We start from the raw sequence: 26,783 nt of genomic DNA on the forward strand, positions 1-26,783 counted from the left end.
TCCTCTACTTTCCGTAAACAATTGTATTAACTGTTGATTTATCCAAGCCACGTAATGCTTGTAACAACATTTCCCGCGCTGCTTCATAATCCGCAATACTAAACATTGTTTGATGCGTATGGATGTAACGACCACAAACGCCGATGACTGTACTTGGTACACCATTATTAGTTGTGTGCGCTGCCCCAGCATCCGTTCCGCCTTTAGAAACAAAATATTGATACGGAATATTGTGTGTCGCTGCTGTATCCAATAAATATTCACGCAAGCGAGGCAATGTGATTAAACCTGGGTCGAAAATCCGTAATAACGTTCCTTCACCTAAATGACCATATGTCCCTTTTTTCGTGTGAATATCATCTGCCGCTGAACAATCCACCGCAAAGAAGATATCTGGATTAAATTTATGAACAGATGGTTTAGAACCACGTAAACCGACTTCTTCTTGTACGTTTGCTCCAGCAATTAATGTGTGGCCTAATTCTTCATTTTGTAACGTTTCCAATGCATCTAATACCAACGTACAACCATAGCGGTTATCCCATGATTTACTGATAATATTTTTGCCATTAGCTGTTTTAATCGTTTCTGTTTGTGGAACAATGGAATCCCCTGGACGAACGCCAAAGCTTTCAGCTTCTTCTTTTGAAGAGAATCCTGCATCAAATAACACATCAGAGACTTCTAATTGTTTTTGACCACTCGTACCACGCAACAAGTGTGGCGGAATAGATGAAGAAATACATGGATAGTTCCCTTTACTTGTTTTTAACGTAAAACGTTGTGCTGAAACAACATAGGGATTCCAGCCACCTAAAGGAACCACTTGGAATAAACCATTATCGTTAATTTGAGTTAACATGAAGCCAACTTCGTCCATGTGGGCTGCTACCATTACGCGTGGCGCTGCTTCCACTTTTGAACGTTTAATCCCAAAAATACCACCTAAACCATCATATTGAACATCGTCCACTAACGGGGTGATATGTTCTTTCATGTACGCGCGAATGTCGTCTTCAAATCCGCTGGTTCCTTGTAATTCAGTTAATTCCTTGATTCGTTGAAATGTTTTTTCTTCCATAGATGTATGTCCTATTGCTTTTGATTTGTTGGAAATTACGCCAACCAAGCGTCACTTTTTCTCTAAAAAGTCACTTTATCCTGTCGATAAAAATAGGTACTCCTTTCATATGATTTCACTCTTATTATAACGCAAATACTAGAAAATGCACATCGCTTTCTCTTTTTAAACGTGACAATGAGAATGCCCTAAAAGAATGATTGAAAAACTTTTTTTATTTCTCAGCGGCCCCTTCTCTATGGTAAAATAAGAGTGATACTGACAAAAGTAATAGTAAGCAGAAACCGACCAAGGGAGGTCATACAAATGAACGAAGAAAATGAGTTGACATACTTTAAAGGCGGCTTAGCGCTAGGCGTTGGTCTTGGTTTAGTAGGCGGCATTGCCTCAACCTTGTTCTACCATAAGAAAAAAACAATCTCCGCTGATCTCGTCTTAGAAAATGTAAAAGCTGCTTTTTTAAAAGAAGGACCGATTGAAGGTTCGTGGATTGAGTTTGAGAAAAAGCCCTTGCGGAAATTCGCCATCCACTCCAAAACGTATACTGGAGGAATTTGCCGCATTGAAGACGACGGCATTGTTCAATACGAATTCACTGCAGATGCCTACACAGGAACTGTCATTGACATCCAACGATTAAAAGATTAAAAAGATTGTTACAAAAGCACTTATTTGCTTTTGTAACAATCTTTTTTTCTTCTCATTTGTTTTTTGTAAAAGGGATGTTTATTTTATGTCAAAAAAATCAAATCAATGATGAATAAATACTCAAAAATCGAATGTTTTCTGTATGGAAATCACCTCAAATCTTTACTTATCAACGTTTGTCCACTTTTTTCATAAAAAAGATTAGACATTTTTTAAAAATTGATAAAAGAATAATCATTTCTAACGATTTTTTAATTTCTCCTTTTCATTTTTACATTATACTGAGAGTATTGCTAAAAATGAAAAGGAGCGTGTCAAATGAAGAAATCTGTTTTATTTACTTCATTACTTGTATTATCAAGCTTAGCTTTAGCGGCCTGCGGCGGTGGCAGTGACGATAAAGGAGCTAGCAACGGCGGCAGCGACAACCAAGTATACACAATGGTTGAATCCCAAGAAATGCCTAGTGCCGATCCGTCCCTTGCGACAGATGAAGTGAGTTTTACCACTTTAAATAATGTCTACGAAGGAATCTATCGTTTAGATAAAGACAACAAACCCGCGCCTGCTGGTGCAGCCGAAAAAGCGACTGTTTCAGAAGACGGTTTAGTTTACAAAGTTAAATTACGTGAAGAATCAAAATGGTCTGATGGCAAACCAGTTACTGCTGCAGATTACGTTTACGGTTGGCAACGAACAGTGGATCCTGCTACTGCTTCAGAATATGCCTACATGTTTGAACCAGTAAAAAATGCTGAAAAAATTTCTAAAGGGGAACTACCTAAAGAAGAATTGGGCATTAAAGCAATCAATGATCATGAATTAGAAATCACTTTAGAAACAGCAACACCATATTTTGACGATTTATTGGCTTTCCCTTCTTTCTTGCCGCAACGTCAAGATATCGTTGAACGTTTTGGTAAAGATTATACAAAGAGTAGCGATAAAGCAGTCTACAATGGTCCGTTTACGCTAACTGAGTTTGATGGTCCCGGAACAGATACTAAATGGTCTCTAACTAAAAATGAAGAATATTGGGACAAAGAGACTGTCAAGTTAGATAAAGTCGCTATCAACGTGGTGAAAGAAGCCCCAACTGCCTTAAATCTTTATGAAACTGGCGAAGTGGATGATACGTATTTATCTGGCGAACTGGCCCAACAAATGCAAAATTCGCCTGACTTGGTCCAATTAAAAGCCGCTTCTTCTTTCTATTTAGAAATGAATCAAGCAGATGAAAAATCACCATTGACCAACGCAAACTTACGTCGTGCTATGTCTTATGCCATCGATCGCGATTCATTAGCTAAAAACATTTTAGCCAATGGCTCTCTTCCTTCACAAGGCTTCGTCCCTGTGGATGTCGCGAAATCACCAAAAACGGGTGAAGACTTTGTTAAAGAAGCTGGTAGCGACAAATTAGTCAAATACGACAAGAAAAAAGCTGTGGAATACTGGAACAAAGCGAAACAAGAACTTGGTGTTTCCAACTTAACGGTTGATTTAATGGTAGACGACTCTGAAGGCGCTAAAAAAATGGGCGAATATCTTCAAGGATCACTGTCTGATACTTTGGAAGGCTTAAAAGTAACTGTGACACCTGTCCCTATGGCTGTTCGCTTAGATCGTACCTTAAAAGGGGATTTCCAAATCGCTGTTCGTGGTTGGAGTGCCGACTATTCAGACCCAATTAACTTCTTAGATTTATTAGAAAGCTCAACTTCTAATAACCGTGGACGTTACAGCAATCCTGAATACGATAAATTCATTGCTGCGTCCAAAACCACAGATGTTAACGATCCTGAAAAACGCTGGGAAGATTTAATCAACGCTGAAAAAACAGTAATTGCTGATATGGGTGTTGTGCCAATTTACCAAAAAGCAGAATCACACTTACGTGCACCAAACGTGAAAGAAATTATTTATCATCCAACAGGTGCTAAATACGACTTCAAGTGGGCGTATAAAGAATAATCACTCGATTAAATTTAGAAAAAGATTTGGAACAATAGCGATTTTGGCTATTGTTCCAAATCTTTTTTATATAATCCCGATTAAAGAACCTAACAACCCAAAAATCACAGTAAAAATAATTAAAGCAATCGGCGTGCGTCCTTTTTTCAACATAATAAAACAAAACAGCGTAAACACTAAAGGTAATAAATTGGGCATGATTGTATCAAACAATTGTGTTTGAAGGTCTAACTTAGTATCTTTCAAGCGAAAAACAAAAGTTGTCGTTAATTGTACACTCTTCGGAATCAACGCACCCACCACGGAAATTCCTACAATTGTTGCTGAACGAGATAATTTTTTAGTACTTTCGCTTAAAACTGAAATTGCTTTGACACCCATTTTATAACCTAGATTAATTAACCCAATTTTGGCAGCCATATACGGAATATTAAATAACAACAAGAAAACAATTGGTCCTAAGATATTGCCTTCTAATGATAGTTGTGAACCAATCGCTGCTGCAATCGGCAAAACGGTTAAATAAAATAGCGCATCCCCAATTCCGCCTAACGGGCCCATCAACGCTGTTTTAATCGCTTGAATGGATTTTGGTGATTCTTTTGACTCTTCCATTGCAATAATCACACCATGCATGAACGTCACTAATTGTGGATTCGTGTTCATAAATTGTAAATGATTTTCCAAAGAAAGAGCTAAGTCTTCTTTATCACGATGAATCTTTTTCAATCCTGGAATTAATGAGTAGGTCCAGCCGCCTGCTTGCATTCTTTCATAATTAAATGAAGATTGTAGCAGATACGAACGGAACATTATTTTTTTTAACTCTTTTTTTGTTATTACTTTTTCGGATATCATATCATTATATGTTTCTTCAGATGCCATCTTCTTCAAACCCTCCATTATTATTTGATGCAGTGACTGTATTATTTCTTTGTGCGTAAAATTCATATAAAGCAATTGCGACAGCTAAACCTGCAACCGCTAATGTATCTAACCCTAAATAGGCAGCCATAACAAAACCAAAAATAAAGAACGGCACGTAGGATGTTTCCCACATCGTTTTTAATAACATGGCGAAACCTACTGCTGGCATCATACCACCTGCAACGCTCAAGCCATGAATACTCCATTCGGGTAGAATAGAAATGAAACTAGATGCTTTATCAGCACCAAAGAAAATACATAAAAATACTACAAAAAAATAACAAATGAATAAAACGATTGGTAAAAAACTAGACATTCTTTCGATGCCTCTTGTATCTGCTTTTTTTGCATAAGCATCAAATTTGTGCATAATTGGTGACATCGCTGTATATAACAAGGTAATTAACGCTTGCGCTGCAACTGCGAAAGGAACAGCCAAACCTACGGTCACTTGTGGGTCAGATTTTGTGATAATTGCTAACGCTGTTCCAATAACTCCCCCAATTACTACGTTGGGTGGTTGCGCACCGCCGATTGCTACTGCACCAATCCAAACTAACTCTAGCGTTGCTCCAGTGATTAACCCTGTGTTGACATCTCCCAATATTAAACCAACAATCAGCCCTGTAACAATCGGACGATGAATATGTGTCTGTAAGACAAGCTTATCAACCCCTGCTATCCCAGCCCAAATTCCTACCAAAATTGCCTGTACTAACATTTTTTTCCTCCTATTAGACTTCGTCTACTTTTTATAAACTGTTTCACCATTTACTAAGGTTTCTAGCACTTCGTATTTCTCATCAATAATTGTAAAATTACCTAAAAGCCCTAGTTTGATTTCTCCCATAGATTCGTTCACATTCAACAAACGAGCTGGATTTTTCGTGACTGAATTAATAGCAATCACTTCTGGAAGTAATGCTTTTTCAACAAGGTTGCGAACCATATTATTTAAATGGTTCGTACTTCCAGCTAACTTGCCATTCGCTAAACGGACCACATTTTGTTCATCAATAACCATTTCAATCCCTTTTTCTGGTTTTGGATAAACGCCTGGTTGACACCCTTTGGCCCAGATAGAATCTGTCACAGCAATTAAATAGTCCTTGCCTTTTAGTTTGGCTAACACACGTACTAATGAATAATCAACATGTACCCCATCAGCAATAATTTCAGCAAACGTTTCCTCACTATCCAAAGCAGCAACTACTGCGGTTGGTTTCCGGTGACTGATATCTTCCATTCCATTAAACGTATGGGTAAAACTTTTTGCACCTGCTTCGACAGCTGCCATTGCTTGTTCATAGGTTGCAGCCGTATGGCCAATTGAAATGACTACATCATGTTCATGACAATATGTAGTCAAGGCATTCTCTACATCATTTTCTGGTGCCAACGTCATTAATTTTATGTGCCCTTTTGCTAACTCTTGCCATTTTTTAAATGTCTCAACGGATGGTTTTACTAATAACTCTGGATTATGAGAGCCACGAAATTCTTCAGAAATCATTGGTCCTTCCGCATGAATCCCTAAGATTTGTGCTCCGTTGGTTCCTTGGTCTTCCTCAATAAATGAACCAATCACTTCAAATGAATGTTCCAAGTCTTTTGGAAATGTTGTTGACGTTGTTGGTAAAAAAGCTGTAATCCCCTCTTCTGGAAGGTAAGCTTGCCACTCTTTGATAAATTCATGATTGGCATGATTGGCATCCCCACCATGCCAACCATGATCATGAATATCAATAAATCCTGGAAGAATGCGCTTTTCTCCGTATTCTTTGTCGACAGCTTTTTCATTGTACGGTAGAATTGCAACAATTCGTTGTTCTGACACTTCAACTTGAGCTGGTTGAAATTGTTCGTTAATCCATACGTTTTTACTTTGAATAATCATTCTTCCCACTTCTTCTCTTCAAAATTATTGTCCAACATTACTTTTTTATGAAAATAATGCATCTAAACTTTCTTCTGGCGTTGACGGTACACGTTGAATCGAAAGTTTAACACCTAATTCTTGTAGCTTTTTAAAGGCGTCTACATCTGTTTTATTAACGGCAACAGCGGTAGCTACTTGTTTTTTGCCTTCTTCCATATGCATATTACCAATGTTTAATTTTCCGATTGGCACACCACCTTCTACCAAGCGCAATGCATCAACAGGATTATCAACTAACAGAAAAATCTTTTGTCTTTCTGAGGCTTTATGAATGACCTCAATCGTTTTCTTAATGGAGAAAAAACGGGTTTGTACTTCTGCAGGGGCTGCCATGTTTAACAATTGTTGGCGCATTGTATCCTCAGAAATTGCATCATTTGCGACTAAAATTAAGTTGGCGCCTAAAGAACCGTTCCATTGTGTTGCGACTTGACCATGAATCAAGCGATTATCAATTCTTGTTAATAAAATATTCGGCATAGTGCTTCCTCCTCTTTTCTAATTGGTTAGATTCCGTCTGCTTCTTCTTGAGTATTTGCTTGTGGTTGTTCTAGTTTTTTATGAACAATCCCGTCTCTGGCTGAATCTGTAACCATTGAAACAAAATCTTCTACGTTCGTGCTGATTGTGCGTAATGCAAGCCCTTCAAGAACCATTGGTAAATTTGTTCCTGCTAACACTTCAACATTTGGATAATTACTTGCGACAGTCATTGAAATTCTAAACGGTGTGCCACCTAAAAGGTCAGTTAAAATGACCACTGCTGGACACGTCTCCAGCATAGAGTCAACGGCTTTACGGATGTTTGACTCTAATACATCAAGCCCTGTATCATTGAAAAAAGGGACCGCCTGAATATTTGGTTGTTCTCCTGCAATCATACTAACTGATTGATGCATTCCAGTTGAAAATACTCCATGTCCCGTTAAAATAAGACCTATCATTTATTCTTTCTCCCCTAACTATTTACTGAGCTTACTATTTAATTGGATAAGCAGAACTTATTCCTCAAAGAGTGTAACAATTCTTGTGACAATTGAGTATGCTTTCCCATGATTTTGGACGATGATTTCTATTTAAGAACATGTCCCTATACAGATACAAGGCGTCCCAACTTAAATATGCTTTTGAAAAAATGCTCGATTACAACCGTTAACCCAAATGAGCCAACAAATGTACCCATATACAACACAAGAATAACCAAGCTGACTGGTTGATTGGTTAAAAACGGGTGGACCAGTTTCAAGACCACTTGAAAAATAAAAACATTCGCTAAATAACTGCGATACGCATAAGTGGCTATCCATTTAACCATTGGTAAAAGACGAATCTTTTTGGCTATTCCTTGCGTTCCCAAATAAAAAACCAACCCGATAATCAGTAAACTATAGGCACTTTGAAGAGGATCCAAATAAGGTAGATCGTTCGGTGTCATCTGTGTTCCATCAAATAAATTCCCTTGGACTGCCTGCCAAAAAATAAAAAGAAACAACAGAAATAGCACCACTCTCGTCTTTTTCAAGAAAGTAAAAATTCCCCCCTGATACTTCGCTGCGATGACCCCGAAAATACCATAAATGAGATAACTAAGCCCTGAACGATCTATTAAGTACCAAAGAGAAGTTTCTGCATATGGAAAAATCATTTTCTGGTACCAGAAGCACCAAAGGATATGCGCATCGATTGTAAAAAAGACAATTGGTAAAATCACTTTTTTGTTTTTTGTAATTCTTGTTGCCAACCAAATAAAATACGGCATAAATAATTGGAATTGCAACATCATTACGGCATACCATAGATGTGCCGCGCCATCACCACTGAGAACTTTTCCTAGAAATCCTAGGGGCGTTTCATAGGGCATTCGTTGTTGTAAACTAGGAAAAGCATATAGATAGAGACTGGACCAGACCACATAAGGAAGCACCAATTCATAAAATTTTTCCTTTAAAAATTCAAGATACGATTCAGCTTGACTCTTTAACACCATGTTGTAAATAATTGCAAAAATAAACATGGGTGCCGAATATTTAGACATTCGGTAAAAACTACCGATTGAATTCATTGCTTCCGTTTGCGGAGAATGTGTCAACACATATGATAAAACCGTTTGTAAAATAACTGATGCTACAGCGAAAACTTTTAAAAAATCGCTGATATTCAGATTTATTGGTTGTTCTTTACTCATGTACGTCCTCTTTCTTTCAATAATTTAGCGTGTAAGTAAGCGCTCGGATTAAGAACTTACTCACACGCTATTTACGCTTCTTTGATTTACATTGCTAGCGATTCATAATTGGCTAACAAGATGCCGCGTTCTTCAATCGCTTCTTTGACTTCTTGGGACGTTAATATTTCCACTTCACGAATGCGAGGCATACAATACCCTGATTGATTTTGTAAAATAGTATCGATAAACGCAGGATGACAATTGATTTCAAAGACCTCTCCTTCACTACAAACAACCATATCAAGCAATTGCAAGATGGTTTCAGTTGAAATCGCCTTGTCATAAAATTGGTACAACATTTCATCTGGCGTGCGAACATCCTGATATAACTCTAAATAGTCTTTTGTTTCAATACTTCTCGAGGCGTTACGTAAAGGTAATTGATATTTGCGAGCAAGTGCCAAAGCTACGCCTAATAACTTTTCATTTTTTCCATGAACGTTATGATGAGAATCAATATGATCAGGGCGTCTACCACTTTTCATAAATGAAATAATTTGAGCATCCCATTCGTTATAAACCTCTTCTAAATTGACTTTTTCTTCAAAAATCGATTGATGCCAAAAATAACCAGCTTCATCTACTAAGGAAGGAACCATTTCTCGAGGTAAAATAGGTTTTGCTTGGTTCAATGTCAATGTTAAATGGACACCGATAGCTAAAGTCGGTGCACTGATTCGAGCACTCTCCATGGCTTCTAAAAAATAAGGAGAAGTTGGTAATGCGGTTGTTGAAGTAACCACGCCACGTTTGTGTGCTTCAATGATTCCTTGCGTTACCGCTGGCGTGTAACTAAAATCATCAGCGTTGATAATTAATTTTTTATTGCTCATTTTTCCCCACTCTCTCTTCTGTTTCATGAATTTTTAGTTGTTTCTCTATTGATTGTAGCTAAGTGGCGCCTTTTTTTATAGCTAGTTTTCTGATTGAGTGCTATAATCTACAAATAAGACCATGTCCCTGAAAAAGGACATTACGTTCACAAACGACAGGAGGGATCAGCATGCTGTTTTTAACCTACGATCCACAATTAAATCCAACAGAATTAGAGATTTACAAGTATATTAGCCACAATATTGAAAAAGTTCCTTATATGACAATTCGAGAATTAGCAGATGAAATTCATTTCAGTAAAACGGCAATCTGGCGTTTTTGTCAAAAATTCGAGTGTGAAGGCTATACAGATTTTAAATTTAAATTGAAGAATTATCTAAGCGAACGAAAAAAAACAGCCCAACCAAAATCTTTAGATGAAACAATGCTGATTCATTTTTTGCAACGCTCATCAGAAGAATTATTAGAAGGACGGATTGTTCAAGCTGCGGAATTACTGGCAAAAAAAGAATTTGTTCTTTTTATTGGCGAAGGAACGTCCAAAGTCCTAGCTGAATTTGGTGAAATTTATTTTTCCAGTATCTATAATTTATCTGCTTCTGTATCCCACCTTTTTTCACATCCCGTTAGCAAATTATCCGAAGAAACAGCTAAAAAAGTGGGCGTTATCGCCTTATCAGTTTCGGGTGAAACACAAAAAGTTCGGCAAAATATTGATTATTTTATCGAAATGGGGATTGATGTAATTGCTATTACAAATAGTGAAAAAAGCACGATTGCTCAACTTTCAACAGTCACCATCCCCTACTATATAACAACCGAGAAAAGTTCCATTGCAGACGTAACGTCCCAACTACCTGCACTATTCTTAATAGAAAAGTTGGCGAAAACTGTTTCAACGATGTTAAATGAGTGTCCATAATCACTGCAAAAAAAGGAAGGAACTAGCCATTCGTTTTGCTAGTTCCTTCCTTTTTAATTCTTCTATACTTATTTATACTGACACGTTTCTAAATGATCATTCACCAATCCCGCCGCCTGTAAAAAGGAATAGACTGTCGTGGCACCTAAAAATTTAAATCCTCGTTTTTTTAACGCTCGACTAATCTGTTGCGATAATTCCGTGGAGGCTGGAACCTCTTCTGGGTGCTGCCAGTGATTAACGATTGGTTGCTGATCGATAAAGTTCCAGAGGTAGCGATCAAAGGAGCCAAATTCTGCCTGAATTTCTTGAAAAACTTGCGCATTCGTAATGGTCGCTTGAATTTTTAAACGATGACGAATCACACCAGGATTTGCTAGTAAAGCTAAAATTTTTTCCTCATCATATCGCGCAATTTTCCGATAATCAAACGCATCATAAGCTGCTCTAAGCGTTTCTCGTTTATTCAAAATAATCGCCCAGCTTAAGCCTGCTTGCATACTTTCCAAGGTCAATAACTCAAATAACTGTTGCTCTTCATGAACTGGACGTCCCCATTCATCATCATGATAGGCTTGCATCTCTTCAGTTGTATTCGTTGCCCAAGTACATCGCTCCATTGTCCTGCCTCCTTTTATTTGCTAAAAAAGATGCGAACAAAGGGTACTGCCTGTTGTTCCACACCTTTTCTTATTCCTAATAAAATGCCCAGAAGTTTAACGCTTCATTCATCACTTCTTCGGCTGTAAATGTCCGTTTTGAATGGCCCTTTTCTTCTGAATCGTTTGGATCATTAATCCAGAAATCGCCTTTTTCATCCACACCACTCATCACCATAATGTGACCAGTTGTAGTGAAATAGCCCGGTTTTACAGAAATAATGACTGGATGACCCTCCTTCAAGAAAGCTGCCACTGTTTCAATATCCCCAATTTCTTGACAGTTATAGCCTTTCATTTCAGCATATGCACTAAAAATAGACCACGCCGTCCCTTGTCCTTCCATAAAGAAGTCATTTTTTGCCCAAGCTAACACATCCAGAGGGGTAACTTCTTGGTGATCCATGTATGAACCAACCATTGCAAGCGACACAATCGCACAGCCATTAATTTCGATTGTATTCGGCTTATCCACATTGCCAAATCCGTATGCGGTGTCTTTCCATTTAGCATCTGTCTGCAATTCTAACGGCAAATCCAGATGTCCATTATATTGCTTCTTTTCAATTTCTTGATTGACCTGTTGTCCATAGCTTAAAGGTTTGACTTTTTTCTCAATTTTAACTGGTGCTGGTTCTTTTGTTTTACTTGATTCAGCACTAGCTTTGACATATGAATCATCAAACCAACTTGAAAACCCACCTGATTTCATCGGCGAAAACTGCGCTAACAACCCGCCAAAGCCAAACGATACCAACAACACCGTGAGAACTTTTTTTTGGTAACCTGATGGTTTTTTTGACATACTATTCATCCTTTTCTATCTATTGACTACATCCGATAATCTTATGTATTTCTTATATGCTCACACATTATACTACTTTCTTTTTCGAAAAACAGAAACGTTGGTAAATTCTCATAATTATTGAAGGCGAACATATTTTCTTGAATTTTATCACAAAATTAGGTAAAATACAGGTAATTAGTCATTTGAGTTTTATTCTATTTTATTCGTAAAGGAGGCAGAAGAATGGATCAACATAAAGCTACCATCAAGAGCATTTCTAAACTGATTACGCTCTCTTCCCAACATTTCTTTTCGGCATTTTTAGAAGATTCTCAAGATCAAAAGAATAAAGAAAAGGAACGCAGTGCGCTTTTACAAGAGCTCCAAGTCGCTGCCGCCCAAAAATCCTTAGTGGTCTTACAATTGAAAGAAGTCCCTACAGCGCATAAATTCGAAACGGTGATCGGCTGGATTGTCTCAAAAAATATTTCGGACAATATCGTTGTTCGTTTACAAACGGATGAACAACAGTTGCGCATGATTCCTGTTGCTTCTGTCATGAAAGTCAGCACGTTAGCCAATCGTCACCAACGTCAAATTCACTAGAATATTGAAGTCTTTATAAAATAAATGGAAACCACCAACCCTGGCGATTGCAGGTTGGTGGTTTCTTTTATTTATGACTTTAGTCAAAATCCCATGAAACTTCTGACTTAGGACTCAACTTATTTCTTAGGAACAAATAATTGCGGTGCTACTTTTGCCAATAAGCCTAGAACTAGACTTACATATAAACAATTGACGACGGTACTTGTACCGTTTAGAACAAAGGAATAGAGATATGGGCTCATTCCTTCTGGTGCATACATGCCCCAAACCAATACACCCGCCCAAAAATGCCAAAACCAGCGGGCGAAGACTGCGACAACACTTCCTAAAATAATCGTACGAATGGCTGATTTTAAACGATTCGCTTGAAAATACAGTTGAATTTTTCTAGCGAATACGCCACCCATTCCTCCAAACGCAAAAGCAAAGGGATATTCAAAAATAATCTGCGGAACGGACAAGAAATTTTTCATGGCTGTACCGAGAATAATATTTAACATGCCCCAAACAAAGCCTGCTGCAACTCCAGGAAGCAACCCACGACGAAACGAATAAAGAACTAATGGGACCATTCCCAACGATAGGTCCAAGCCACTATTGGCAAATTCAATCGGTAAAAAAGAGAGGGCCATTGCCATTGCTGCGACGACTGTTCCTTCTACCCAAATACGTAAATCCATTTTTCTAGCCAAACAAATTTCCTCCTATGTTCTGACGCTCTCAACCACTAATACATCGTTATTTTACCATAGGGACTTTAGAAAAACACGTTTGTCGAACAAGCAAAAAAATAGCTGATCAGCATTTAAGGGAATCAACTCCTACTCAAACGCATGCCAGCTACTTTTTATCCATTAATCGTCCCGCTCAGTTGTCAAAATTTTACCAGAATGAGCATCGATTTTTACCTCTATTTTTTGTTGGCCCTCTTTCACTTTCACTTCCCAATAGGTGATTCCTAATTCTTTCTCTAACTTCCAATCTGTTGCCTGGCCGACTTTCGCTTCTTTTTCAGCCAAGGTTGTGGCTTGTTCTCTGGAAATGATATTTGTTAAATCAAGTGCCTCTTCTTGCATTTTAACGCCATTTTGTTCATCAGCATCCAAGGTTTCGACTTTTTCTTTTGTGAATTCGCCTGTTTCTGCGTTCACTTCAACTTGATATTCTTTTTGCTGATCCACGCCTTCTATTTCATAAAAATAACGTCCAAAATCTGTATCTAACTGCAGACTTGTTATTTTAGCTTCTGGATATTTTTTCTCAAATGCTGTCGTTACTTTTTCTAAAGAGACAGCTACCGCACTTGTCTTCTCTGATGTCGTCGTTGCTTCTTGTTGTACGGATGAACTTGTTTCAGTAGTTGATATTACTGTTTCTTTTTGTTCATTTGTTGATGAAACAGCTGTGGGTGTTTTGGATGTACAGCCAGCTACCAAAAAGAGTGCCAAGCCAGTCATAGAGCCATAGAGTATTTTTTTCATTAAACAACCTTCTTTCCTTTTTATCATTTTATTATACTTGATTTCTCATCCAAATCATAGCTACAAAAAAAAGCCCTACTTTAGTTGATAAAGTTAGAGCTCTCTCAGCCTTCATGGGCCAACATAAAAATTTCACCGAAATCATTCTCTTGTTCAATGTGCCAAATGCGTTTTTCACTATTATAGACAAGCGTTGCCAAAATTTCTTCTTTTTGGTAAGAGGTATTTTTCATCTTGCTAAGTGAATCTTCCACCAAGTAAATAGGAATCCGATATTCTTCTTTATCCACTTCCGTTTGTTGGAAGCAAAAAATAACACCTTCTTGCAAGATACCTTTCATATTTTTAAGTAATTCAGGACTTAATTTTTCGACAGGCGTATTTCGTTTAAAGAAGGCCTTTTTCTGGTTCACTTTCTCTAAAACAACACGTGTAATTTTATCAGCAAAGATTCGATAAAATTCATCAATATAACGATAATAGACACGCGTCATCTGATCTGCAAATTCAAAAAAGACAAAATCATTTTGTAGCTTATAAAAGAAAGGCGAATGCAAACTATTCTTCATGTGTCCAAAATAAAGAAGTTCCGAAATTTCTAATGGCGTTAGCTCTTTTAGCATCGTCACATCGGAAAAGTCAATCCATTTAATTTCTTCAGTCATCCAACGACGTTGTAGCGATTGAAAATAGCGATTGACGCTTTCTTCTCCGCGAATAATTTTCAAGCCTGAATGCATATCGTATTCGCCAGCTTCGGCAGAAGGATCTAATAATAGTAAGTTCTGTGGATGATGCACAATTGAACGAACAAAATCGGAATGGGTAATTCCTTTAGATAAAACCGCGTTGCTGGTTACATCTATATGTACATAAATTAAATCAAGCAAATTCCCATCTCCCCTCTACTAGCCTCCTTACCATTTTACAATATTTTCAAAAGAAAAGCTTGTTTCTTTTACTTTAAAATTCCATTACAAAATGAGGATTTTTTTGAAAAATCAATCGATTCAGTTGTTTTTTATTAAATCAAGGTCCGGTCTGCTTACCTATTCCCCGAAGAAAATAAATAGGTTTTTCAAATAAATTGTGGTAAACTTGATACATTAAAAGGAGGGAGAATATGCGCCCAAAAGAGAAAAAAAGAGGAAAAAATTGGTTAATCAACAGTTTATTAGTTTTACTATTTATCATTGGCTTGGCCTTAATTTTTAACAATCAGATACGCAGTTGGGTGGTTCAACAAAATAGCCGCTCGTACGCCGTTAGCAAGTTGAAACCAGCCGATGTGAAGAAAAATATGGCTCGTGAAACAACATTTGACTTTGATTCAGTTGAGTCCTTGAGCACAGAAGCGGTGATGAAAGCCCAATTTGAAAACAAAAACTTACCTGTGATTGGTGCCATTGCGATACCAAGTGTCGAAATTAATTTGCCCATTTTTAAAGGATTGTCCAATGTCGCTTTATTAACTGGTGCCGGGACCATGAAAGAAGATCAAGTCATGGGGAAAAACAATTATGCCTTGGCTAGTCATCGAACGGAAGATGGCGTTTCCTTATTTTCACCTTTAGAAAGAACCAAAAAAGACGAACTCATTTATATCACTGATTTATCTACTGTTTATACATACAAAATAACTTCTGTAGAAAAAATCGAACCAACCCGTGTTGAGTTAATTGATGACGTTCCTGGTCAAAATATGATTACCTTAATTACCTGTGGCGATTTACAAGCAACGACGCGAATTGCTGTTCAAGGAACATTAGCAGCAACGACGCCTATTAAAGACGCCAACGACGATATGTTGAAGGCTTTCCAATTGGAGCAAAAAACCTTAGCCGATTGGGTGGCTTAATAAAAAAATCCTTGAAAAGTGTCAAAACTTTTCAAGGATTTTTTGCTTTATTTCATCACTTGGCGTTCTTGCTGTTTCAAACGAGCAAAACCATAACGAATACCTGCAAATAATAAAACTAACGGAGATAAGAAAACAGAGATCATTAACCATTCACTTGTATACATACTACTAAAAGATAAATGATACGTGACAGCATACACTAGCGGCAGACTCATTATCAACAATAAATAATACAAACTCAATTCAAAAACATAGGATAAATAACTACTGTTCATCTTACTTCCCTCCTGTCTCTTTTTCCCTGAACAATTTGTTAACACTATTGTACCAAGGGGAAACAGAAAGTACTATCGGACTATAGTCCTAATCTTTCAGCTGTGCTTTTATTTTTTTCAACCATTCTGAGGTACCTGCTTCCACTAAGCGGTAAGTTTCCTCAAAATCACCAGTATAATAAGGATCAGGTACGTCCATGGTTTCTTTACCAACCACAACTTCCATAAATAAATGAATCCGCCGTTGCTCTTCTTGAGGAGCTAATGCTTTTAAATCGGCCACATTATTCGCATCCATCCCAATGATATAGTCATATTTTTTAAAATCACTTGGCTGGATTTGTGTCGCCCGCATTCCTTGATAGGAAATTCCTTGTTGCTCCAAAATTTTTCTGGTTCCCTTATGTGGCTGACTGCCAACTTCCCAGTGGCTAGTAGCTGCTGAAAATACTTGAATAGTCGATTCTAAACCGGCTTGTTGGACTTTCTGACGAAAAATCGCTTCTGCCATTGGCGAACGACAAATATTGCCTAAACAAACAAATAACACAGTTACCACAACGTTTCACTCCTTCATAAGACTTTTTATCCGTCACACATTACTCATTGGCTTCTTGTTCATACAAATGATAAGCCATAAATTCTGTATCTTTCGCTAAACGGAATAATTGCGTCGCCATTTCCAAAGGAGTCTGAGGATATTCCTCAAGAATCCATTTCGTTAAGACGCCGCTACATCCATAAGAAAAGAAATTCGCATAAAATTGTTTGTCTTTATCTGTTAAATGGTTCTCAACATCGACTTGTTCAAATAATGAAATAAATAAGCGATTGGTCGAAGCGGAAAAAACATTAAGAAGAACTTCTGAATCTGAGGTCACCGTTGTATAGTAAAAATGACTCTTCTCTTTAATCGCTTTTAATAACTTCAGGGCTTGTTCCTCCCAGTTTTCCAAACAAATATCTGTTTCTAAGTAAATCAATGCATCGTGACGATAAATCCAACGTAATAAATCATATTTATCTGTAAAGTGATAATAAAATGTTTGACGATTCAAGCCCACTTTTTTGGTAATATCTTGGACACTTATTTTACGAAAATCCTTTTGTTCACATAATTCTATTAAAGCTGAAGCGATTGCTTGTTTTGTATCGTGCGTTCCGCTCATGCTGATTCCTCCGCTCCTAATATGTATATACCTCTATAATTGCAAAAAAACGGCCAGATTACAATATTTTCAGATACATTTTATGCATATATTTAAAATTAAATGAATAAAAAAAGCGGCAACTAACGATTTTTGTTAGTTACCACTCCTTGTTATCAATTATTAATAGATGACTATTTAGCCTGGAAAACGCCATACAACAGCGCGGAATCCTGCTGGTGGTGCTGGTGACCAGTTAGAGTTAGAAGAAACATAACCAGAACCTCCTGGGTTGTTTGCTTCAACGATTTGGACACTTCCACCACTTACACCTGTAACTAAGACAGTATGCACGCCACCAATCCAGCTATCTGGACTATAGGCACTTTCATATTGAACAACATCGCCTGGTTGCACGTTACTCCAGCTAACTTGTGTTGCACCAGAAGCAACATAGCCACTGTTTGGACCACCATAACCGAAGTTAATACCGCCTGCCGCTAACCAGCGACGAACGGATACTAAACATTCGCCTGGCTGATTCCAACCTGTTGCATAAGAATTACCAACATCTGCTAAAGCTGCATTAATTGCGGCTTGTTTTCCTGAAGTCACGCCACCATTCCCTGGTTTTGCTTCATTACCTTTTTCAGGAGTCGTTGGGTTAGTTACAGGAACTTCTTTTTCTTTTTCAGGTGCTGCTGTCACAGGTGTTGTTACAACACTTTCTGTTTCAGTACTTGAAGTTGTTGTTTCTTGCGTTGTGGTACTTTCAGTAGTTGTTGATGATTCTACTACTGGTGTTGCGGCTTTTTCTTCAGCGGCTGATGCTGCTGCCTCATTTGCTGCTTTTGTTGCTTGCGCTTGCTCTGCTGCCGCTTTTTGTGCTGCGGCTTGTGCTTGCGCTGCCGCTTGTTCTTCTGCTTTTTTAGCAGCTGCACGTTGGCGTGCTTGTTCTTCTGCTAAACGTTTTTCCGCTTCTTTTTTCTGTTTAATGAAGCCGTCTTTTTTCCCTTGTTCTTCAGAACGTTGTGCTTCTAAATCATTTTTAGCCACTTCTTGTTGAATCTTCAATGTTTTTAATGATTCTGTTTTGTCATTTAATTCTTTTGTTGCGGCTTCTAATTCAGCAATTTGTTTTTCTACATTCTTTGTTTTCTTTTCAACAGTCGCTTTGTCTTCTTTTTGTTGTTCTAGTAATTCATTGTTGGCGCTCATCATTGTTGAGACCGCTTGAACGCGACCAATTGCATCTGCTACTGAATCTGCATCTAAGACAGCATCAATAATTGAATCACTTTGACCATTCACTTGGACATCGCGTGCTTGTTTTGTCATTTGTACTTCACGTTTTTGAATACGGACATTCAAATCAGAAATTTCACTATATAATTTAGATACTTCTGATGATAGCTTGTTCTTTTTAGCTGTTAATGTATCGATTTGTTTGGCCGTTTCAACCATATCATTTTCAATCGCGGCAACTTTTGCTTCTGCATCTGACATTTGGCTAGTTAACGCATTAATTTTTTGATCTTGTTGTTGAATCTTTGTATCGTATTCATCTGCAAATGCTGCGGATGGCAACGCTACGCTTGTTAAGGTAATGGAACATACCATTAGAGCCGATAATACACTTTTCTTCAATCTGTTGTCCTCCGAAAATCCTTTTTTGTTAAGCTTTTTTATTATTTATTAAAATTTGAATAAATTTCTCTTTTTCAACGATAGAGCAATTGTAGCATAGCTGTATGTCACTGAGATAATATGGATGTTACAGTAATATTTCAATTTTCTTCTTGTAAATGACAAAAAAAAGCTTCACTTTTTTCACAACTTTCTTCAAGTCTCCAGGGTAAGCTTCTCATCGTTTTGTTATTTAAAGAAAATAAAAAAAAGCGAAAAATGCTAACAAATGAGCATTTTTCGCAAACGAACAAAATTTTCAATTTTTATTTTACGGAAAACAGTTTTTTCAGTGGATAAGATAAAATAACATACCACACCATGTTCAATAGCAATGTAGGGCCCAACACACGCGTAATAAATAAAATCGGGCTGACATCCGCTAAATGAAAGGCCACTTGAATCAGTACCGCAATCAGTTCATACAACGTGGTAAAAATAACGATCCCAAAAAAACCAGTTAATAAATTTGTTTGAATTACTTCTTTAAATGTATACATCAACATAACCGAAAGCGTCAGTGCAACTGTATAAATCCCGATAATGCCAATGTAGTAGCTATCGCAAATAAAGCCTAAAATTAACGAAGTAATTAATAAATAACGTTTAGAAAAATTAGGAACGGCAAACATAAACGCAAGTAATAGCAGATGAGAACTGGCGAAGTAAACATTACTTGTCCACGTTTCAAAAGACTTTGTTAAATGAGCATCAATTAACATTAAGAAAAACAAGAGAATAGGTGTGACATATTTTAAATACTCTTTCCGAATCATTCGCTTTCCCCTGCCGATCTTTTCACGACCGTCACAACAGAGATACCATAGACATCCGCATAAGGTTTCACATACACTTCACGATCTAAACCAAAACTATCTGGTTTCACTTTAATAACTGTCCCTACCGCTAAATCGGCTGGGGAATTACCACCTAAGCCAGAAGTCTGAACGACATCGCCTTCTTTCAGAGTGGCATCGCCAGTTAATTGTGACACAATTAATGCATTCGTCTTATTGTCGTAATTTTTAAGTAAACCAAATGATTCGCCATTTGCGGAAGTTACTCGCACAGGGAAATGGTTCGAGTTAACATTTTTAGACGTTAGTAGTTCCACTTTTGCAGTCGTTGCATTGACTTCAATAACACGCCCCACTAACCCTTTTTGCGCCATGACCGCCATGCCCGCTTCAATGCCGTCATTGGTTCCTTTATCGATAATTAATAAGTCTTGCCAAGTATCAGGCGAACGCGTAATGACATTCGCAGTTACTTTTTCATAGTTGGCCAACGTTTCGTTCAGATTCAATTCTTGTTTTAAACTATCAATTTCGCGTTTATAGTTATTGTTTTGGACAGCTAATTCATTATAGCTATCAATTTTTTCTTTTAGACGTTCGTTTTCTTTAAACGTGTTAATTAAATTGCCCATTGAAGACAAGCCATTTTCCACCACACGAGCTGGAAAAGAAATTACACGATCCACCATACTAACGCTATTGTTGACGCCACCTTGAACGACATTGGTTTTGCCTTTTTCAGAACGTTGCGCAGCAGTTAAACTAATAATGGTTACTAAAATAATGACTAAAATTAAGGTAATGATTATATTTTTATTTGGATTAAATTTTTTCACAAAGACACCCCAGATATTCTTCAGACTGATAGTATTAATTTTACCACTAATTGACTATAAACAAAAGAGTTGGCGATCGTCTTTAGCTTTTTTTATCATTTCTTTTTTAGGGCTTGTTTTCAACGAAAAAACCAACGAAAAGAAAGGAAGCTTCCTTGGTTTTCGTTGGTTTAAAAAGAAATTATTTTTCTTTGTTTTCTTCGTTTAATAATGCTTTTCTTGACACGTTGACACGGCCTTGTTTGTCAATTTCAGTTACTTTGACAAGGACTTCGTCGCCTAATTTCACGACATCTTCAACGTTGTTCACACGTTCGTTTGCTAATTGAGAAATATGGATCAAGCCATCTTTGCCTTTAATTAGGTTAACAAACGCACCAAATTTTTCAATGCGGACAACTTTTGCTAAGTAAACTTGGCCGACTTCGACTTCTTTGGTTAATTCTTCAATAATCTTGATGGCTTTTTTAATCATTTCAGCATCTGATGAAGCAATACTTACGTTACCGTCTTGATCGATATCAATCTTAACGCCGGTTTCATCAATAATGCTGTTGATTGTTTCGCCACCTTTACCAATGACATCTTTAATTTTCGCTGGTTTAATTTGAATCATTTCAATTTTCGGTGCATATTGACTTAATTCTTCACGAGGAGCAGCAATCGTTGTTGTTAATTCTTCTAGAATTTCCATCCGTGCTTTCTTCGCTTGGTCTAATGCTTCCGTTAAAATTTGTTCTGTAATTCCTTGGATTTTGATGTCCATTTGTAAAGCAGTGATTCCGTCTTTCGTTCCCGCTACTTTAAAGTCCATATCGCCAAGGTGGTCTTCTAAACCTTGAATATCTGTTAAGATTGTATAGTTTTCGCCATCACTAACAAGACCCATTGCAATACCTGCAACTGGCGCTTTAATTGGCACACCCGCATCCATTAATGCTAATGTTCCCGCGCAAATACTTGCTTGTGAAGAAGAACCATTTGATTCTAACACTTCTGCTACTAAGCGGATTGTGTAAGGGAAGTCTTCTTCTGATGGAATAATTTGTGCTAAGGCACGTTCACCTAACGCACCGTGACCGATTTCACGACGACCTGGTGAGCCCGCGCGTCCTGTTGAACCAACAGAGAATTGCGGGAAGTTATAATGATGGATGAAACGTTTGCTATCTTGGACACCCAACCCATCGATAATTTGATGTTCCCCTAAAGGCGCTAATGTACAAACGGATAAAGCTTGTGTTTGACCCCGAGTAAATAAGCCAGAACCATGCACACGTGGTAAAATACTTACTTCTGATGATAAATGACGAATTTCGTCTAATTTACGGCCATCCGGGCGAATCTTATCGATCGTAATTAACTCACGTACGACATCTTTTTCAAGATCTTCCGCAATTTGTTTCACTTCTTTTAGTAATTGCGCTTCTTCTTCGTGTTCCGCAAATTTTTCAGCGTAAACTTCTTTGACTGTATCTTTTACTTTGTCAATTTCAACTTCACGTGCTAATTTTTCTTCCGTCATTACGGCTGTTTTCATTGTATTGTAGTACGCATCAAAAATTTCTTTTTTAAGATCAACGTCCACTTGTAATAAGTCCACGTCCATTTTTGGTTTACCTACAGCGGCAACGATTTCTTCTTGGAACGCCACTAGTTCTTTAATGGCATCAAAACCGAAAAGTAAGGCACCTAACATATCTTCTTCTGATACTTCTTTGGCACCACTTTCAACCATATTGATGGCTTCTTTTGTTCCAGCAACAGTTAATTCAATATCTGTTTGTTCCGCTTGTTCTACCGTTGGATTTAAAACATATTCGCCATTAATACGACCAACGTCAACACCAGCAATTGGTCCATCAAACGGAATATCTGAAATTGCTAACGCTAAGGAAGACCCAAACATTGCAGCCATTTCTGGTGTACAGTCTTGCTCCACACTCATAACGATGTTCGTGATTTGGACTTCGTTACGGAAGCCTTCTGAGAACATTGGACGAATAGGACGGTCGATTAAACGAGCGGTTAATGTCGCACGTTCACTTGGACGACCTTCACGTTTAATGAAGCCGCCAGGAATTTTTCCTACCGCATACATTTTTTCTTCATAGTTTACAGTTAATGGGAAAAAGTCTACATCTTTTGCTTCTTTAGAGGCAACAGCAGCACTTAAAACGACCGTATCGCCGTAACGTACTAAGACAGCTCCATTGGCTTGTTTGGCTAATTGGCCGATTTCTACTTCTAGTGGGCGGCCGCCCCAAGTTGTTTTAAAGACTTGTTTTTCTGTCATAATTCTTCTCCTTTACTCTTGCTCTTTGGAAAAGTCAGACGGCTACTAAACAAATGAAAAAGTAACAAGTCGTTGCTGCTCTTTCATTTGGTTAGTAGTTCCTAAAAACTTTCCAAAGAGGACCTTCAATAGTGACAATAAGATAAAAAGCGAGATTCTGATTGAACCTCGCTTTATACGTAATGATTAACGACGTAATCCTAAACGTTGGATCAATTCGCGGTAACGTTGGATGTCAGTTTTACGTAAGTAAGCTAACAAGTTACGACGGTGACCGATTTTTTTCATTAAACCACGGTAAGAATGGTGATCTTTTTTGTGTGTACGCGCATGTTCGTTCAATTGGTTAATGTCTTCAGTTAAGACAGCAATTTGTACTTCTGGAGAACCAGTATCTCCTTCATGACGTGCGTATTCTTTAATGATTTCGTTTTTTCTTTCTTGTGAAATTGCCATTTGTTCCACCTCTTTCTCTATTATTCGTCTGATCACTGAGTGAAGCGTTGGTGATTCGCTAAACCAAGTGATAGATGGTGTGTTTCCACACAAGCTTACTTTACAGGAAACACCGCTAAAATGCAAGCTTAATCTCTATTATTCGATAGTTTTTTTAAACAATCTAGCCCCTTTTTTGGTGATTTTGTGATACACTAAATGGTGGTAAACAACTGATTATTTCAGCGCATGAATAAATAAAAGAAGAATTTTTTTATGTTTCAAAGGAGGAACCATTGAATGATTACAATGAAAGATATTATTCGTGAAGGGAATCCCACACTTCGTGCTGTGGCAGAAGAAGTGCCTGTCCCTATCACTGAGGAAGACCGACAATTAGGCGAAGACATGTTGACTTTCTTAAAAAATAGTCAAGATCCAGTCAAAGCCGAAGAATTACAATTACGTGGTGGCGTTGGTTTAGCTGCACCACAATTAGATATTTCTAAACGAATTATTGCTGTCCATGTTCCTAGTAACGACCCAGAAAACGAAACGCCTTCATTAAGTACGGTAATGTACAACCCTAAAATTTTGAGCCATTCTGTGCAAGATGTATGTTTAGGTGAAGGGGAAGGCTGTTTATCTGTCGATCGGGATGTACCTGGGTATGTCGTTCGCCATAACAAAATTACCGTCAGTTATTTTGACATGGCTGGCGAAAAACACAAAGTTCGTTTAAAAAACTACGAAGCGATTGTGGTTCAACATGAAATTGATCATATTAATGGCATCATGTTCTACGATCATATTAACAAAGAAAATCCATTTGCTTTAAAAGAGGGCGTTTTAGTCATCGAATAAAGAAAAAAACTGGGCCGTTTGTTTTCAGACAAACGGCCCAGTTTTTTTAAATGGCCTTCATTTCTTTTAAGGCTTTCCAAATCCCATCATTATCATTTGTATCTGTGACCATTGTGGCCACTTTTTGAATGGAAGGACTCGCGTTGCCCATTGCGACGCCAATCCCTGCATGGCTTAACATTTCTCGGTCATTTTCGCCGTCCCCAAAGGCAATGATATTTTTTGCATCAATGCCCACACGTTTAGCTAAATACGTTAACGTAGCTGATTTTGAGCCATCTTTAGGCACAACATCTACGCTATGTTGATGCCAGCGAATAAAGCGAAATTCTGGATATTCTTCTTCAAACGTACACTGATCTTCTGCGTCATAAAAAGCTAGCGCTTGGTAAATATCATTTTGACGATAAAAGTGTTCATCATAAGCAGGTGAATGAAAATGAAAAGAGTTCATCGCAATTTCCATTTTTTCAGCACGGTGCTGGTTGCTCTTCTTAATATCATCTAAGCCCACACAAGCAAATCCTAAGCCGCGTTGATCACTGTCTTGTGCCAAACGTTCCAACGCTTCAGCGTGCAATAAATTTTGATAATATTGCTCATGATCCACAAAAGCCGCGGCGCCATTACATAATACGTAATTGGTAAAATCTAAATCCCAAATCACCTCTTGCGCCATATAACGACTTCTGCCAGTTGCCAGCGTAACTAAGTGTCCTTGCTCCCGCAATTTTGCTAGCGCTTCTCTCGTGCTATCCAATGCTTTCTTCTCCGAATTTAACAACGTCCCATCAATATCAAATGCAAAAAGTTTTCTTTCCATCATTTCTCCTTATTCGCTCGCTTTCGCTAAATATTTACTGCCTTCTCGTTGTGCTAAAGGACTCAACACTAATTCTTTCATCAATTCCTCGACCCATTGCGGATTCGTTTTACTATATTGGCGTAATGACCAGCCAATCGCTTTTTGAATGAAGAACTCCTCTGTAGTTCTATCATAAATAATCGCCTTTTTCAACAAGTCCTGATTGGTCTTTTCTTTCAACATCAACTGTAAATTCAGCGCAACACGCCGATTCCAGAAATTTTCAGCGCCATAAAAAAGGGCAAAAATCGTTGGCAATTCAGTCAGATGCAACGCCACCCACGACCCAAAAAATTTTCGCCAAGCATCCACACTGTCCCACCACGCTTTTTGTGGAACATAGGCTTTAAACGCTACGACCTCTTCTAATGAAAATCTCCGAACATTTTGAAGGGCTAAATCAATAGCGACATACTGATATTCTCGTTCTGTTTTTTGATAATAAGCCTCAATCTCTTGGCATAATTTTTCCTTTGGCCACGTATGACTTTCTTTTAAAAGTTGTTTACTTAACGCTTGACGTTCTGGGGCGGGGATGCCTGCAAAAACAAATTGATGTTTCATATAAGCAGACATTTTTGCTGCTGTTTCTGGGTTCTTCTGAAATTGAAGTGTGTCCATTCCTTCGCTCCTTATAATAAAAAAACTATACTAAAACAGTGTACCATGTTTTAGTATAGTTGGTTGGTCAATTAATCAAAATACGTTAAGTTTTTGTTGTCTTTATCTAACCAGGCATAGCCGAGACCCATAATTAAGCCACCACCGATAAAGTTACCGATAAAGGCCCAGAACAGATTATGAACAACATTACCAGCTGTGAAAGCTTCAATTGCGCCGTTCGAAGCAAAGTAAGCTAAACTGAAGGCTGGGAAGTTGGCAATCACGTGTTCAAAACCAAGGAACGCAAAGATAAAGATAATGAAAATAATGGCCGCGACTTTGCCGGCGTCATCTTTCATTCGCATACTCACTAATACGGCTGTATTAACTACAATATTGGCGAACATAGCTTCAACTAAAATCTGTAGGGTGGTTTTTTCTAATTTTCCAGCAATCGATGTAAAGAAGAAACTATCTTTTGGCAAATCTTGGAACGGCACCGTAAGTGATACCAAGAAACCAAACAAGACGCCACCAATTAAATTGAATAAGATACAGGTAAATAAAATTTTTGCAGCTAAGGAAAAGTTGACTTTTTTACGATAGACCCCAACAGTCATGTACAACATATTCGAGGTACCAAGTTCGGCATTCATATATAAAATCATCACAAGTGACCAACTGAACATGAAGGCGTAAAGCATTTTCCCTAAACCATGAGAAATTCCTTCTCCTTTAATTGCGATTGCAAAAGCAACGGCTGTTCCCAACGTTAAAAATAGACAAGCAAGCATTGCACGAACAGCGTAGCGGGAAAAGCTGTTTGAGAATAAATTCACTTTCTTGTCGATGGATTTATCAATTTGTTCAAACAATGGTGAACCAGACTTCATTGTAAACTCCCTTTCATTCCGTTTTCAACTTATATTTTCAAAACATCTCCCCTTATTCTAATGAGGAAAAGTGTTTTTGTCTACCTTTTTTTCATATTTCACTTTAAAACCTTGACGTTTCCTATCCTATTAAGTA

At 37.8% G+C, this 26,783-nt stretch carries 30 protein-coding genes; 6 read left to right on the forward strand and 24 right to left on the reverse strand.

From position 1 onward, the window contains the following. Positions 1 to 4: 4 nt before the first annotated feature. A complete protein-coding gene (pepA, locus tag IGI80_RS02210) occupies positions 5 to 1,081 on the reverse strand; it encodes a glutamyl aminopeptidase (RefSeq protein ID WP_002355013.1) in 1,077 nt (358 codons plus the stop codon). A gap of 306 nt (positions 1,082 to 1,387) precedes the next feature. Here pepA and IGI80_RS02215 point away from each other — a divergent pair, with 306 nt between their 5' ends. Both IGI80_RS02215 and IGI80_RS02220 read left to right on the forward strand, forming a co-directional pair. Continuing rightward, entirely contained in the window at positions 1,388 to 1,729 is a 342-nt protein-coding gene (locus IGI80_RS02215; protein WP_002355012.1) for a PepSY domain-containing protein, read from the forward strand. Between the two features lie 318 nt (positions 1,730 to 2,047). Further along, positions 2,048 to 3,703, forward strand: a complete 1,656-nt coding sequence (locus IGI80_RS02220; RefSeq protein WP_002355011.1) for a peptide ABC transporter substrate-binding protein — start codon at positions 2,048 to 2,050, stop codon at positions 3,701 to 3,703. A 66-nt stretch (positions 3,704 to 3,769) separates the two neighbouring features. Here the strand turns inward: IGI80_RS02220 and IGI80_RS02225 are convergent, their stop codons facing one another. From IGI80_RS02225 to IGI80_RS02255, 7 genes are all read right to left on the reverse strand, one after another. Then, complete coding sequence (locus IGI80_RS02225) at positions 3,770 to 4,606, reverse strand: PTS system mannose/fructose/sorbose family transporter subunit IID (RefSeq protein ID WP_002387358.1); 837 nt, start codon at positions 4,604 to 4,606, stop codon at positions 3,770 to 3,772. Further along, complete coding sequence (gene agaW, locus IGI80_RS02230; RefSeq protein WP_002365326.1) at positions 4,578 to 5,351, reverse strand: PTS N-acetylgalactosamine transporter subunit IIC; 774 nt, start codon at positions 5,349 to 5,351, stop codon at positions 4,578 to 4,580. Before agaW ends, IGI80_RS02225 begins: the two co-directional genes overlap by 29 nt. Before the next feature lie 24 nt (positions 5,352 to 5,375). Further along, positions 5,376 to 6,527, reverse strand: a complete 1,152-nt coding sequence (nagA, locus tag IGI80_RS02235; RefSeq protein ID WP_002386286.1) for an N-acetylglucosamine-6-phosphate deacetylase — start codon at positions 6,525 to 6,527, stop codon at positions 5,376 to 5,378. A gap of 45 nt (positions 6,528 to 6,572) precedes the next feature. Further along, positions 6,573 to 7,049: a PTS N-acetylgalactosamine transporter subunit IIB gene (agaV, locus tag IGI80_RS02240; RefSeq protein ID WP_002361049.1), complete on the reverse strand. Its 477-nt coding sequence runs from the start codon at positions 7,047 to 7,049 to the stop codon at positions 6,573 to 6,575. A 26-nt stretch (positions 7,050 to 7,075) separates the two neighbouring features. Then, positions 7,076 to 7,513, reverse strand: coding sequence for a PTS sugar transporter subunit IIA (locus tag IGI80_RS02245; protein ID WP_002355006.1), 438 nt, complete (start codon positions 7,511 to 7,513; stop codon positions 7,076 to 7,078). A 146-nt stretch (positions 7,514 to 7,659) separates the two neighbouring features. Then, on the reverse strand, positions 7,660 to 8,754 hold the full coding sequence (locus IGI80_RS02250; protein WP_438722584.1) for an acyltransferase family protein: 1,095 nt from the start codon (positions 8,752 to 8,754) through the stop codon (positions 7,660 to 7,662). Between the two features lie 86 nt (positions 8,755 to 8,840). After that, complete coding sequence (locus tag IGI80_RS02255; protein ID WP_438722585.1) at positions 8,841 to 9,656, reverse strand: carbohydrate deacetylase; 816 nt, start codon at positions 9,654 to 9,656, stop codon at positions 8,841 to 8,843. A gap of 143 nt (positions 9,657 to 9,799) precedes the next feature. Between IGI80_RS02255 and IGI80_RS02260 the strand changes: the two genes are divergently transcribed. Beyond that, positions 9,800 to 10,552, forward strand: a complete 753-nt coding sequence (locus IGI80_RS02260; protein WP_002365331.1) for a MurR/RpiR family transcriptional regulator — start codon at positions 9,800 to 9,802, stop codon at positions 10,550 to 10,552. A 68-nt stretch (positions 10,553 to 10,620) separates the two neighbouring features. On the opposite strand, the gene IGI80_RS02265 is transcribed toward IGI80_RS02260, so the two are convergent. Together IGI80_RS02265 and IGI80_RS02270 are read right to left on the reverse strand one after the other, a co-directional pair. Next, positions 10,621 to 11,172, reverse strand: a complete 552-nt coding sequence (locus tag IGI80_RS02265; protein WP_033786611.1) for a DNA-3-methyladenine glycosylase I — start codon at positions 11,170 to 11,172, stop codon at positions 10,621 to 10,623. Between the two features lie 76 nt (positions 11,173 to 11,248). Continuing rightward, on the reverse strand, positions 11,249 to 12,025 hold the full coding sequence (locus IGI80_RS02270) for a peptidase C39 family protein (protein WP_002355000.1): 777 nt from the start codon (positions 12,023 to 12,025) through the stop codon (positions 11,249 to 11,251). A 216-nt stretch (positions 12,026 to 12,241) separates the two neighbouring features. On the opposite strand from IGI80_RS02270, the gene IGI80_RS02275 reads away from it, so the two are divergent. Further along, complete coding sequence (locus tag IGI80_RS02275) at positions 12,242 to 12,604, forward strand: hypothetical protein (protein WP_002354999.1); 363 nt, start codon at positions 12,242 to 12,244, stop codon at positions 12,602 to 12,604. A gap of 119 nt (positions 12,605 to 12,723) precedes the next feature. Here IGI80_RS02275 and thiT read toward each other — a convergent pair whose 3' ends face one another. From thiT to IGI80_RS02290, 3 genes are all read right to left on the reverse strand, one after another. After that, on the reverse strand, positions 12,724 to 13,299 hold the full coding sequence (thiT, locus tag IGI80_RS02280; RefSeq protein ID WP_002354998.1) for an energy-coupled thiamine transporter ThiT: 576 nt from the start codon (positions 13,297 to 13,299) through the stop codon (positions 12,724 to 12,726). Between the two features lie 162 nt (positions 13,300 to 13,461). Beyond that, complete coding sequence (locus tag IGI80_RS02285; RefSeq protein WP_002385242.1) at positions 13,462 to 14,115, reverse strand: PepSY domain-containing protein; 654 nt, start codon at positions 14,113 to 14,115, stop codon at positions 13,462 to 13,464. A gap of 77 nt (positions 14,116 to 14,192) precedes the next feature. Further along, positions 14,193 to 14,978, reverse strand: coding sequence for a hypothetical protein (locus IGI80_RS02290; RefSeq protein ID WP_002354996.1), 786 nt, complete (start codon positions 14,976 to 14,978; stop codon positions 14,193 to 14,195). 233 nt (positions 14,979 to 15,211) lie between these two features. Between IGI80_RS02290 and IGI80_RS02295 the strand changes: the two genes are divergently transcribed. Continuing rightward, entirely contained in the window at positions 15,212 to 15,946 is a 735-nt protein-coding gene (locus IGI80_RS02295; RefSeq protein ID WP_002354994.1) for a class A sortase, read from the forward strand. Positions 15,947 to 15,993: 47 nt separating this feature from the next. On the opposite strand, the gene IGI80_RS02300 is transcribed toward IGI80_RS02295, so the two are convergent. The 8 genes from IGI80_RS02300 to rpsO form a co-directional block, all read right to left on the reverse strand. Further along, positions 15,994 to 16,224 carry a hypothetical protein gene (locus IGI80_RS02300; RefSeq protein ID WP_002385239.1) on the reverse strand — a complete coding sequence of 77 codons (231 nt, stop codon included), beginning with the start codon at positions 16,222 to 16,224 and terminating at the stop codon, positions 15,994 to 15,996. Between the two features lie 88 nt (positions 16,225 to 16,312). Continuing rightward, positions 16,313 to 16,783, reverse strand: coding sequence for a low molecular weight protein-tyrosine-phosphatase (locus IGI80_RS02305; protein ID WP_002365336.1), 471 nt, complete (start codon positions 16,781 to 16,783; stop codon positions 16,313 to 16,315). Positions 16,784 to 16,823: 40 nt separating this feature from the next. Continuing rightward, entirely contained in the window at positions 16,824 to 17,393 is a 570-nt protein-coding gene (locus tag IGI80_RS02310) for a TetR/AcrR family transcriptional regulator (RefSeq protein ID WP_002354991.1), read from the reverse strand. Between the two features lie 177 nt (positions 17,394 to 17,570). Beyond that, entirely contained in the window at positions 17,571 to 18,992 is a 1,422-nt protein-coding gene (locus IGI80_RS02315) for a CHAP domain-containing protein (protein ID WP_025190114.1), read from the reverse strand. 332 nt (positions 18,993 to 19,324) lie between these two features. Continuing rightward, positions 19,325 to 19,834: a rod shape-determining protein MreD gene (gene mreD / locus IGI80_RS02320; RefSeq protein ID WP_002354987.1), complete on the reverse strand. Its 510-nt coding sequence runs from the start codon at positions 19,832 to 19,834 to the stop codon at positions 19,325 to 19,327. Beyond that, positions 19,831 to 20,691 carry a rod shape-determining protein MreC gene (gene mreC / locus IGI80_RS02325; RefSeq protein ID WP_002383273.1) on the reverse strand — a complete coding sequence of 287 codons (861 nt, stop codon included), beginning with the start codon at positions 20,689 to 20,691 and terminating at the stop codon, positions 19,831 to 19,833. The genes mreD and mreC overlap by 4 nt, the downstream gene beginning before the upstream one ends. A gap of 181 nt (positions 20,692 to 20,872) precedes the next feature. After that, on the reverse strand, positions 20,873 to 22,987 hold the full coding sequence (gene pnp, locus IGI80_RS02330) for a polyribonucleotide nucleotidyltransferase (RefSeq protein WP_016626374.1): 2,115 nt from the start codon (positions 22,985 to 22,987) through the stop codon (positions 20,873 to 20,875). Positions 22,988 to 23,173: 186 nt separating this feature from the next. Then, on the reverse strand, positions 23,174 to 23,443 hold the full coding sequence (gene rpsO, locus IGI80_RS02335; RefSeq protein WP_002354983.1) for a 30S ribosomal protein S15: 270 nt from the start codon (positions 23,441 to 23,443) through the stop codon (positions 23,174 to 23,176). Between the two features lie 279 nt (positions 23,444 to 23,722). On the opposite strand from rpsO, the gene def reads away from it, so the two are divergent. Next, positions 23,723 to 24,286 carry a peptide deformylase gene (def, locus tag IGI80_RS02340; protein ID WP_002354981.1) on the forward strand — a complete coding sequence of 188 codons (564 nt, stop codon included), beginning with the start codon at positions 23,723 to 23,725 and terminating at the stop codon, positions 24,284 to 24,286. A gap of 46 nt (positions 24,287 to 24,332) precedes the next feature. Here def and IGI80_RS02345 read toward each other — a convergent pair whose 3' ends face one another. From IGI80_RS02345 to IGI80_RS02355, 3 genes are all read right to left on the reverse strand, one after another. Continuing rightward, positions 24,333 to 25,109: an HAD family hydrolase gene (locus IGI80_RS02345; protein WP_002361040.1), complete on the reverse strand. Its 777-nt coding sequence runs from the start codon at positions 25,107 to 25,109 to the stop codon at positions 24,333 to 24,335. 9 nt (positions 25,110 to 25,118) lie between these two features. Next, on the reverse strand, positions 25,119 to 25,772 hold the full coding sequence (locus IGI80_RS02350; RefSeq protein WP_002354978.1) for a DNA alkylation repair protein: 654 nt from the start codon (positions 25,770 to 25,772) through the stop codon (positions 25,119 to 25,121). A gap of 71 nt (positions 25,773 to 25,843) precedes the next feature. Next, positions 25,844 to 26,647: a formate/nitrite transporter family protein gene (locus IGI80_RS02355; protein WP_002365340.1), complete on the reverse strand. Its 804-nt coding sequence runs from the start codon at positions 26,645 to 26,647 to the stop codon at positions 25,844 to 25,846. Between the last annotated feature and the right edge of the window lie 136 nt (positions 26,648 to 26,783).

This window comes from Enterococcus sp. DIV1420a, assembly GCF_051712165.1.
Lineage (GTDB): Bacteria > Bacillota > Bacilli > Lactobacillales > Enterococcaceae > Enterococcus > Enterococcus faecalis.